This is a genomic window from Candidatus Pseudothioglobus sp. uisw_142 (assembly GCF_059512465.1).
The window spans coordinates 499,076-510,636 of sequence record NZ_CM183452.1; the positions used below are offsets into that span (position 1 = coordinate 499,076).

Here is an 11,561-nt window from a genome sequence, read left to right on the forward strand (position 1 = left end):
ATTTAAAATATGGTTCAAGACAAACTATTACAATCAGAGATTAGCAATGTTATCAATCTTATTTCTAATAATTTATTTCCAGAGGCATTAGAATTAGTTGAAAAATTACTAAGGGATCATCCTAATAACTCATTAATACTTAATATTATGGGTGCATGCCAGGATGGGCTAGGCAAGTATGATATTGCAGCAAAATTCTACAATAAGGCAATTAAAGTTAAACCTGATTATGCAAAAGCTCACTATAACCTAGGCGGTACCCTTCATAATATGAAAAAGTTTGATGATGCGGTTGATTGTTTCAAGACCTCCCTTAAATATGAGCCAGATCATGCCGAAGCCCATAATAATCTTGGAAATGTATATAGAGAGCTTGGTGAATTTGAATTAGCACTAAAAAGTTTTAAAAATGCTTTAAAAGTTAAGCCTGAATATTTAGAGGCACATTACAGTCTTGGTCTTACCTTTCAGAGTCTTGGAATGCCTGAATCGATCAAGCATTTTGAGAAAGTATTAAAGCTCAAATCTAACTTTGCGGAGGGATACAACAGCCTTGGTATTGCGCATAAGAGTATGGGCCAATTAAATAAAGCTGTTAAATCATATAAAAAGGCAATTGCCATAAAACCAGATTTTATAGAGGCACATAATAATCTTGGCAATGTATTTAGAGACCTTGTTCAATTGAACAAAGCAATGAAGTGCTATGAAAAAGCAATCAAAATAAGGCCGGACTATCCAACGACCTTTAATCATCTTGGAAATGTTCAAAGAGATCTTGGTCAATTCAATGATGCTATCAACTCATATCTGGATGCAATTAGTCTTAATTCAGAAGACTTTAATACTTGGAATAATCTTGGGTTAACTTACAGAGATAATGGCAACTATGATGATGCCATTGCTTCCTACAAAAAAGCACTATTAATTGAGCCAAAAAATTCTGATGCTTTAAATAACCTTGGTGTAACTTACAGAGATAATGGCAACTATGATGATGCCATTGCTTCATACAAAAAAGCACTATTAATTGAGCCAAAAAATTCTGATGCTTTAAATAACATTGGTATATCTTATAAGGAAATTGGTCATCCAGATGAGGCAATTAAATACTATAAAAAAGCAATTAAAATTAATCCAGATGATTTTGATACTCATAATAATCTTGGAATTGTTTTTTCGGAGCTTGGCCAGTTGGATGACGCAATAAAATCTTATGAAAACGCTTTAAAGATTAACCCTAAGTATGAATCTGCTTACAACAATATTGCAATTATATTGACCAAATTGAATCGTTTAGAAGATGCTTTTAAATACAATAGAAAAGCATTACAAATTAATCCTAAATTTGCAGAGGGTTTTGCTATTCAAGGTCATATTTTTACAGAAATGAATGAGCTTGACAGGGCCCTTGAAAGCCTTGAAATCGCAAATGATATCAACTCAAATCTAGCTTATAACATGGGGACAATATTAAGCACTAAGATGAATTTATGTCATTGGGACGGGCTCTCAAAAAAACTAATTGAGCTCAGATCAAGAATTAATAACAATGAAAAAGTAATTGTTCCATTTGATCTGCTGAGCTTAATTGATGATCCTAAGCTTCAAGGGAAAACCTCTACAATTTATGCAAATGATCAATTTCGAAAAAAAAATATATTACCAAAGATAAAATCTCACCCAAATCATAAAAAAATCAGAGTAGGGTATTTTTCTGCTGACTTAAGGATGCATCCAGTTGCAACTTTAACAGCTGAGCTTTATGAAGTTCATGATAGAACTCAATTTGAAGTTCATGCATTTTCATTTGGTCCTGATACAAATGATGAAATGAATCTTAGAATTAAGAAAGGTGTGGATTATTTTCATAACGTAATCGATATGACCCATCAAGAAATTGCCATGCTTTCAAGATCACTAGAAATTGATATTGCAGTTGATTTGGGTGGGTATACTGCAGATTCAAGAACAGGTATTTTTGCGATGCTAGCTGCACCAGTTCAGGTTTGTTATATTGGAGTTCTCTCAACAATGGGGACAGACTATTATGATTATCTAATTGTGGGTAGTGGCATGATTCCTAAGGAGAATCAGCAATTTTATTCCGAAAAAATTGCTTACCTACCAAGTTACCAAGTGAATGATTCAAAAGAGTCGCCTCCAGATATTACTTTCTCTAGAGAAGAGCTTGGATTGCCTAAGGAATCGTTTGTTTTTTGTTGTTTTAACAATACTTATAAAATTACCCCAACTATTTTTGATAGTTGGGCTCGAATATTAAATAATGTAGACAATAGTGTCATGATGATTTATGTTTCAAATCAATCTGCACAAACAAATCTTATTAAAGAGGCAATTAAAAGAGGAGTTGATCCTAAAAGATTTATCTTTAGTGAAAAGCTTCCTCGTGAGGAGTATTTAGCAAGATATCGATTAGCTGACCTTTTTCTTGATACCCATCCTTATAATGCTGGAACTACTGCAAGTGATGCATTAAGAATGGGACTGCCAATTTTAACAATTAATGGTGATTCATTTAACTCTAAAGAGGCAGCAAGTATTATTGAGTCAGTCAAATTGCCAGAAATGATTACCAATACTTTTAAGGAATATGAGTTGCTAGCAATTAACTTAGCTAATAATCAAGAAAAACTTCAAAAAATAAAGAAAAAACTTAATGTTAATCTTCATTCCTCCCCTCTTTTTGATACTGCAAAATTTACAAAGAATCTAGAGTTTGCATACACAAGAATGCATCAAAGATGTTGCAAAGGAATTAAGCCAGATCATATTCATGTAATAGATTAAATGAATAATAATAAAGAGCAACTAAACCCTTCAAATGAAGAAATTCAATCGATTATCTCTCTTTATAATTCTGGAAAATTTGTCGAAACAATTGAAGCAATAAATATTCTAAATAATAGCTACCCTGGCGTACCGTTATTTTTTAATATTTTAGGTCTCTGTTATAACTCATTAAGACAATTTGATTCATCTTTAGAAATGTTTAAAGCGGCAATAGAAATAAAGAAAGATTATTTTGAGGCTTATAAAAACCTTGGTGTTACTTATATTAATCTTAGTCAATTAAATAAGGCTATCGATAGTTTTAAAAAAGCAGTAAGTATTAACCCAAACTATATTGATGCTCATTATCATCTTGCAAATACTCTTAAAGATTTTGGAAGCCTTAATGATGCAATTAGCAGTTACCAAAAGGTAATTGAACTAAATCCAAATATTGCAGAGGTTCATAATAATCTTGCTAATACATTAAAAGATCTTGGAAGGTTAGATGACGCTCTAGAAAGTTATAAAAAGGCAATTAAAATTAACCCTAGTATTGCAGAAGTTCATAATAACCTTGCAAATACCTTAAAAGACCTAGGTCTATTGAATGATGCTTTAGAAGCCTATCTTGAATCAATTTCAATAAATCCAAATTTTGCTGAAGCCTACTACAACAAAGGAATAGTTTTAAAAACTCTTAGAAAATTTGAGGATGCTATAACTGACTTTAAAAAAGCAATTTCAATTCGAGCAAATTTCTCAGGTGCATATAACAATCTTGCTAGCGCATACCTTGCTATTGGTCACACAACAGAAGCGATTGAAAATTGCGAAAAGGCATTATCGATTAACCCTAATTATGCAGAGGCTTTCAACAACTATGGAAATATTCTTGTAAAGCTTAGGAGATCAGATGCAGCCAAAACATATTATGAAAAGGCAATTGAAATCAAGCCAGAATATGCTCAAGCATATGTTAACTTAGGTGCTATTTATAAAGATAAAAAGAATGGAGAAAAAGCTCTTTTAAATTATTTAAAGGCATATGAAATGGATCCAGAAATAGATTTTATTATTGGGGATATTTTGAATATTAAAATGAACCTTTGTATCTGGGATGATTTATCAAGTAATCTTATAAAAATAAAAAATAAGATAATTGATGCTAATAAAGTAATCAGTCCCTTTCCTTTGCTTAGTTTAATTGACGATCCTAAGCTCCAATCTAAAGCATCCAAAATATTTGCTAAATATTATTATCCTAGAAATGATGAATTATCAAAAATAACTCCATATATAAATCATCAAAAAATTCGAATAGGTTATTTTTCTGCAGATTTTAAGATACATGCCGTTGCAACACTTACAGCCGAACTTTTCGAAACTCATAATAGAAATCAATTCGAAATTCACGCATTTTCTTTTGGTCCCAACACAAATGATGAAATGAATCTTCGAATTAAAAAGGGTGTTGACCATTTCCATAATGTGCTTGAATTTTCTGATATTGATATTGTTAAGTTGGCTCGAAAACATGAGATTGATATTGCAGTTGATTTAGGTGGATTCACTGCAAGATCAAGGACAGCAATATTTGCCATGTCAGCGGCACCTATTCAAATTAGCTACATCGGCTATCTAGGAACTATGGGCGCCGACTACTATGACTATTTGATAGCTGATAACATAATGATTCCTGAAAAAAATCAAAAATTTTTTTTAGAAAAGATTGTTTACCTCCAAACTTTTCAAGTTAATGACTCTAAAGAAACTCTTCCAGATATAAGTTTTTCAAAAAAGGATTTTGGCCTTCCAGAAAAAGATTTCATATTTTGTTGTTTTAATAATACTTATAAAATTACACCTAACACATTTGATAGTTGGGCACGAATCCTTAAGAGCGTTAAGAAAAGTGTCTTAATGATTTATGTAAATAATGAGTTATCACAAAAAAACTTGATCAAAGAAATTATTGCTAGAGGTGTTGACTCTACAAGACTTATTTTTGGAGGAAAACTTTCAAGACCAGAGTACTTAGCAAGATATAAAGTTGCTGATTTGTTTCTTGATACTTCACCATATAACGCTGGAACGACTGCTAGTGACGCTCTAAAAATGGGACTTCCAGTATTGACTTTAAAAGGTAATGCTTATCAAAGCCGAATGGCAGCAAGTATTTTAAGTGCAGTAAATTTGCCTGAACTTATTACAAATTCTCAACAAGAGTATGAGCTGCTAGCAATTGAATTAGCGAAAAATCCAGATAAACTTAAAAATATTACAGATAAACTTGCTAGTAATCTTAAAATAGCTCCTCTATTCAACACTCCACTATTTACAAAAAATCTTGAATCTGCCTATGCAAAAATGCATAAGAGATATCGAAATGGCTTAAAGCCTGAGCATATTATTACTGAATGTTGATGCCTTAAGAGTATTAAAATATATAGGTTAAGTTTTATTAAATATATAAGTAATTATTTGACTATTTAGAGAATTATCATCATGAAAAAGCCAGTTAAAGACATGTCTTTAATGCAAGAAACGTCTGAAAACATTGTGCTGTTTTATCCGCATGTATCAGAGTCTGCAAAAATTTCTGTAATGGAAACTTTAGATTCTCGCTGGATTGGTCAGGGCCCAAAAGTTAAACTATTTGAAGATAGATTTAGTAAAAAATTTGGGTCTAATCGTCCTGCGATTGCTGTTGGTTCTGGGACTGACGCGTTGCATTTGGCATACATACTAGCTGGCTTACAGCCTGGTGATGAGGTAATTGCTCCAATTTTTACTTGTACAGCAACAAATATCCCTTTTCTTTACATGGGAGTTAAGATAAATTTTGCAGATATTGATTCCAATACTATGAATATGGATGTCGACCATGTTCGTCAATTAATGAATGTAAATGTCAAAGCTATCGTTTGCGTTCATTACGGCGGACTCCCATGCGATATGGATGAATTACAAACTATTGCAGACGAATGGGACATACCAATTATCGAAGATGCTGCACATGCAGTTGGAGCTAAATATAAAGAAAGGGATATTGGAAGTATTTCAGATTATACAATTTTCTCTTTTCAGGCTATTAAGCATATAACTACCGGTGATGGAGGGATGTTAATTCTAAAAAATGAAGAATTAGTTGGTAAAGCGGAACGGATTCGATGGTTTGGAATAGATAGAGACTCAAAGCAAGCTGGAGTTTGGGAAAATGACATTAAAGAAATCGGCTATAAATATCAAATGACTGATATTGCTGCTGCAATGGGTATTGCATCTCTTAATGAGTTTGATGAAAACTCAAAACTACGTAAGATGCTTTTTCGAGCATATGAAGAAGAATTGTGTGATTGTAAAAGGTTAAAAATTGTAGGAAGTGGCTTTAAAGACCGAGAGCATGGTGCTTGGCTTTTTACAGTTCTTGTCGATGAAAGATTTACGTTACAAAAGAAATTAAGAGATCATGGGATAGAGAGTAACCAAGTTCATTTTCGTAATGATCGATACTCAATATTTAAAGAATTTACTGATGGAAAAATATTTCCAAATATGGATAGGGCTGAAGACAATTACCTTGTATTGCCACTTCATACAAAGATGACATTAGCTGATGTAAAAAGAGTATGTAATGTTATTAAACTTGGCTGGTAGATTAAAAAATGAATACTAATAAAACTATTCTTGTGACTGGCGGTGCTGGATTTATAGGTTCTGAGCTGGTTAGACACATTATTAAAAATACTGAATACACTGTAGTAAATGTCGACAAACTCACTTATTCTGGTAATTTACAATCTTTAGCCTCAATTGAGAGTAATGAAAATTATATTTTTAAGCAAATAGATATATGTAATGAAAATGAATTAAAAAAGGTTTTTGTAGAAAATAAGCCGGATATTGTAATGCACCTTGCAGCTGAATCTCATGTTGATCGATCTATTGATGGACCTAAAGATTTTATTCAAACAAATATTATTGGAACTTTTGTTCTTCTTGAGCAAGTAAGGAGTTATTGGCAAAAACTTAATGTTGAAAAAAAAGCAAATTTTAGATTTCTTCATGTTTCAACTGATGAGGTTTATGGAGATTTAATGGATACTGAAGATTTTTTTATAGAGGGTGCTGCCTATGATCCAAGTTCACCATATTCTGCGTCTAAAGCCTGCTCTGATCATTTAGTAAGAGCCTGGTTTCGAACATATCAAGTGCCTGTATTAATTACTAATTGTTCAAACAACTATGGTCCTTATCAGTTTCCTGAAAAGCTAATCCCACACATTATTCTAAATGCAATCGAAGGCAAAAATCTACCAATATATGGAAATGGAAAACAAATTAGGGATTGGCTTCATGTCAATGACCATGTGAGTGCACTTTTGACTGTAGCATTCCAGGGAGAAGTTGGCGAAACTTATAACATTGGTGGAAATAATGAAGTTCAAAATATTGAGGTTGTTAATACAATTTGTGATAATCTGGATATTCTAATTCCAAATAAATTGAATGGACTTAGCTCTTATAGAGAGCTAATTACTTATGTTAAAGATAGGCCTGGCCATGATGTAAGATACGCTATTGATAATTCAAAAATTAAATCTCAATTGGGGTGGGAACCAATTACAAGTTTTAAATCAGGAATGCAAAAAACAGTAGAGTGGTATTTAAGTAATTTATCATGGTCTGAAAATATTCAGAATGGAAGTTACAGACTTGAACGCTTAGGAGGCAAAATATAATGAAAGGAATTATTCTTGCTGGCGGTTCAGGAACTAGGCTTTTTCCTCTAACAAAGGGGGTTTCAAAGCAATTAATGCCAATATATGATAAGCCTATGATTTATTACCCATTGTCTGTGCTGATGCTCTCAGGCATTCAAGAGGTTTTGATTATCTCAACCCCAGAAGATTTACCAAGGTTTGAACAGTTGCTAGGCAACGGGTCTGAGATTGGTATGAAGTTTGAGTACCTGGTACAACCCTCTCCTGATGGTATTGCTCAAGCATTTATTTTAGGTAGAGATTTTATTGGTAAAGATAATGTCAGTTTAATTCTGGGAGATAATATCTATTATGGCCATGGAATGATCCAGATATTATCTGAAGCCAAGGCAAATGTGGAGAATAATAATTCTGCTACTGTTTTTGGATCACATGTCCAAGATCCAGAGCAATATGGCGTTGTTCATTTTGATAGCAATGGAAAAGTAATAGATATTGAAGAGAAGCCTAAAAATCCAAAAAGTAATTATGCTGTTACTGGACTATATTTTTATCCAAATGATGTGGTGAATAAAGCAGCTCGAGTTATGCCCTCTGATAGAGGTGAACTTGAAATAACTAATATAAACCAAATGTTTTTGAATGAAAAAAGGCTTAATGTTGAGATAATGGGAAGAGGTTATGCATGGCTAGATACTGGAACGCATGAAAACCTTCTTGAGGCATCAACCTTTATTGAAGTTATTGAAAAAAGACAAGGGCTGAAGGTAGCTTGTATTGAAGAGATTGCTTTTGAAAAAGGTTATATTGATAAAGCACAATTAATTAAATTAGCAACTCCACTTTCCAATAACCAGTATGGACAATACCTGCTAAAAAGAGCTAAGGATTCCATTTGAAGTTCATCCCCCAGGCAATACCCGAAATTGTTCTTATTGAGCCAATTATGCTTGGAGATGAAAGAGGTCATTTTTCAGAAACTTTTAGACAGGATTTATTTGATACCGCCATTGGTAGGAAGATAAATTTTGTTCAAGACAATGAGTCTAAATCATCAAAAGGCGTATTAAGAGGTCTTCATTATCAAATAAATCCTTATTCTCAATCAAAACTTGTGAAAGTCATTGAAGGAGTTGTATTGGATGTTGTAGTTGATATCAGAAAGTCAAGTCCAACTTTTGGTGAGCATCTAGCCATCGAGCTTAAAGCTGATAATAAACAGCAGCTTTTTATCCCTTGTGGTTTTGCGCATGGCTTTGTTGTCTTGAGTGAGATGGCAACGTTTGTATATAAGGTAGATAACTATTATTCTTCAGAGCATGAAAGAGGTATTGCTTTTGATGACAAGGACTTGAAAATAAATTGGCAGTTAAAGCCCCAAATTTTAAAGTTATCAAATAAAGATTTGAATCACCCAACGTTAGCAAATATTCAAGATTTATTAAACTAGTTGATTATGAAAATTTTAGTTACTGGAAAGAATGGCCAATTAGGACAGTCAATAAATAAAATTGTTGATGAAAAAAAAATTGCTCAACTTAGTAATTTTGATTTTGTTTTTGTTGGCAGAGAAGAATTAAATCTTGAGTATATTGAAAACTTTAAGTCTTATTTTGACATAAATGAATTTGATATTATCATCAATTGTGCAGCCTACACTGAAGTAGATAGAGCAGAAGAAGATCAAAGACAAGCAAATTTGATCAATCATATTGCTGTTAAAGAGCTCGCTAAAATTGCAAAGAGTAGCAATATTAAGTTTATACATATTTCAACTGACTTTGTTTTTAATGGACGTAAAGAAACACCATATATTGAAGATGATGTAACAATGCCACTTAATATTTATGGTGAAACTAAGTTGGCGGGTGAGTTAGCTTTAATGTCTATAATGAAATCAAATTCATTAATCATAAGAGCAGGATGGGTCTATTCTGAATTTGGTAATAACTTTGTACAAACAATTTTGAATCTTGCAAAAAAAAATGATATGTTAGATATTGTTTCAGATCAGGTTGGAACGCCAACCTATGCGTATGATTTAGCGTTTTCAATTTTATGTATTGTCGTTTCTGATAAATTTCTTGAGAATGCTAAATTATCAGAAATATTTCATTATGTAAATCATGGTGAATCTAGCTGGCTTGAATTTGCTAAAGAAATCATTAGAATTTCTGGAATTAATTGTCAATTAATACCAATTCGTGCTGAAGATTATCCATCTGCTGCTAAAAGACCAAAGTATTCCATCTTGAGTAATAAAAAAATCTTGCATGAGTATGATTTAAAAGTTAGGCATTGGAAAGATGCTCTGAAGGACTGTTTAAAAAACCTATGAATAGTTTACGTTTCATGATTAATTAATATGGCAATACTTCAAATTATTATCCCAGAGCGGATGATAGATCAAAGAATAGACACTGCGTTGACTGAGATGCTTCCTGATTACTCTAGATCAAAGATCACCACTTGGATAAAATCAGGAGATGCATTAATAAATAATAAAACTTTTAAACCAAAAGATAAAGTCATTGGTAATGAAACTGTTCGCTTAATACTTAAACAAAAAGATAATAATCATTGGCTACCTGAGAAACTTAATTTAGACATTATATTTGAAGATGAAGATATTATCATAATCAATAAGCCTTTTGGATTAGTAACTCATCCTGGGGCTGGCAATTGGAGTGGAACACTAGCAAATGCACTTTTGCATCATGATTCCAATTTATCAAATCTTGATAGAGTAGGCATTGTTCATCGTTTAGATAAAAATACATCTGGTCTAATGGTCGTTTCAAAAAATATCAAGTCACAAAAATTCCTAGTTGAGCAACTCCAAACACACTCAGTCGAGAGGGAATATTCAGCAATAGTTTATGGGCATATGATATCAGGTGGTTCGATTAATGAGCCTATTGGAAGGGACTCTAAAGATAGAATTAAACAATCAATTTCTGCTAAAGGGAAAGAGGCAAAAACCCATTATAGAGCTATAGATCGCTTTAAAAATCATACTCATGTTAAGGTCATATTGGAGACTGGAAGAACTCATCAAATTCGTGTTCATTTATCTTATATTGGCCACCCATTGATTGGTGATCCGATGTATGGAGGACGAGTTCGTTTTCCAAAAAAAGCTAGTCAGGAGTTAAAAGATAAATTAACGAACTTTCAAAGACAAGCGCTTCATTCAAAAAAATTAACTTTAATTCATCCAGTGAGTGGCAAATCAATGTCATGGAAGGCAGACCTCCCCTCAGATATGCAAGAGCTTTTGAATATTCTTAGAAAGTTTGACTCTTAATTATTGAGTATAAAGATATGAATTTATTCCCTAAAAATGTAAATTTGTTATCAACCAGAAGATACATTGATGGTGGTAGAAGTTCTGCAAGTTTTGGTAACTTTAACTTAGCCCTTCATGTTAATGATAGAAGAGAGAGTGTATTAAAAAACCGTTCTTTACTGAGGACTTATTATGAATTACCTTCAAATCCAGTTTGGATAAATCAAACACACTCTTCTATATGTGTCGATGCCTCTTTACCCAAAAAAATAATTGAAGCTGATGCAAGTTTTACTTTAATCCCAGGTGTTGTTTGTGCAATCCTTACAGCTGACTGTCTGCCGGTATTTGTCAGTAAGAAAGATGGTTCAATGGTTGGTGTTGCTCATGCGGGATGGAAAGGATTAATTACTGGAGTAATTGAAAGTTTAATTGAATCCTTTAATTGTAATGGAGAGGATTTAGTTGTTCATTTAGGTCCAGCGATTTCTTTGAATTCTTTTGAGGTGGGAAAGGAAATTAGAGATTTGTATTTATCAAAAAATAAAATGTTTAATCAGTCTTTTAGCTACAATGATGATAAACACTACCTTGACTTGTATGGAGCTGCAAAGATCATACTTGAATCATTTAATATAACATTAATTTCTGGAGGGAATAGATGTACTTTCAAAGAATCAGGTGAATTTTTTTCATATAGGAGAGATGGAGTATATTCTGGAAGGATGGCACATCTAATATGGATAAAATAA

Annotated in this window: 9 protein-coding genes; all 9 read left to right on the forward strand. The window is 32.6% G+C overall.

Going from position 1 to position 11,561, the window contains the following annotated elements:
* The first annotated feature begins 9 nt into the window (after positions 1 to 9).
* The 9 genes from AC5YGB_RS02550 to pgeF all read left to right on the forward strand — a co-directional run bounded on the left by AC5YGB_RS02550 (position 10) and on the right by pgeF (position 11,561).
* Positions 10 to 2,811: a tetratricopeptide repeat protein gene (locus AC5YGB_RS02550; protein ID WP_496137694.1), complete on the forward strand. Its 2,802-nt coding sequence runs from the start codon at positions 10 to 12 to the stop codon at positions 2,809 to 2,811.
* Positions 2,812 to 5,220, forward strand: a complete 2,409-nt coding sequence (locus AC5YGB_RS02555; protein ID WP_496137695.1) for an O-linked N-acetylglucosamine transferase family protein — start codon at positions 2,812 to 2,814, stop codon at positions 5,218 to 5,220.
* Positions 5,221 to 5,301: 81 nt separating this feature from the next.
* Positions 5,302 to 6,453, forward strand: coding sequence for an aminotransferase class I/II-fold pyridoxal phosphate-dependent enzyme (locus tag AC5YGB_RS02560; protein WP_496137696.1), 1,152 nt, complete (start codon positions 5,302 to 5,304; stop codon positions 6,451 to 6,453).
* Positions 6,454 to 6,461: 8 nt separating this feature from the next.
* On the forward strand, positions 6,462 to 7,538 hold the full coding sequence (gene rfbB / locus AC5YGB_RS02565) for a dTDP-glucose 4,6-dehydratase (protein WP_496137697.1): 1,077 nt from the start codon (positions 6,462 to 6,464) through the stop codon (positions 7,536 to 7,538).
* Positions 7,538 to 8,419, forward strand: coding sequence for a glucose-1-phosphate thymidylyltransferase RfbA (gene rfbA, locus AC5YGB_RS02570; protein WP_496137698.1), 882 nt, complete (start codon positions 7,538 to 7,540; stop codon positions 8,417 to 8,419). Before rfbB ends, rfbA begins: the two co-directional genes overlap by 1 nt.
* Positions 8,416 to 8,970: a dTDP-4-dehydrorhamnose 3,5-epimerase gene (gene rfbC, locus AC5YGB_RS02575; protein WP_496137699.1), complete on the forward strand. Its 555-nt coding sequence runs from the start codon at positions 8,416 to 8,418 to the stop codon at positions 8,968 to 8,970. Before rfbA ends, rfbC begins: the two co-directional genes overlap by 4 nt.
* A gap of 6 nt (positions 8,971 to 8,976) precedes the next feature.
* Complete coding sequence (gene rfbD / locus AC5YGB_RS02580) at positions 8,977 to 9,858, forward strand: dTDP-4-dehydrorhamnose reductase (RefSeq protein WP_496137700.1); 882 nt, start codon at positions 8,977 to 8,979, stop codon at positions 9,856 to 9,858.
* A 27-nt stretch (positions 9,859 to 9,885) separates the two neighbouring features.
* Positions 9,886 to 10,827, forward strand: a complete 942-nt coding sequence (rluD, locus tag AC5YGB_RS02585; RefSeq protein WP_496137701.1) for a 23S rRNA pseudouridine(1911/1915/1917) synthase RluD — start codon at positions 9,886 to 9,888, stop codon at positions 10,825 to 10,827.
* Positions 10,828 to 10,844: 17 nt separating this feature from the next.
* Positions 10,845 to 11,561 carry a peptidoglycan editing factor PgeF gene (gene pgeF, locus AC5YGB_RS02590; protein ID WP_496137702.1) on the forward strand — a complete coding sequence of 239 codons (717 nt, stop codon included), beginning with the start codon at positions 10,845 to 10,847 and terminating at the stop codon, positions 11,559 to 11,561.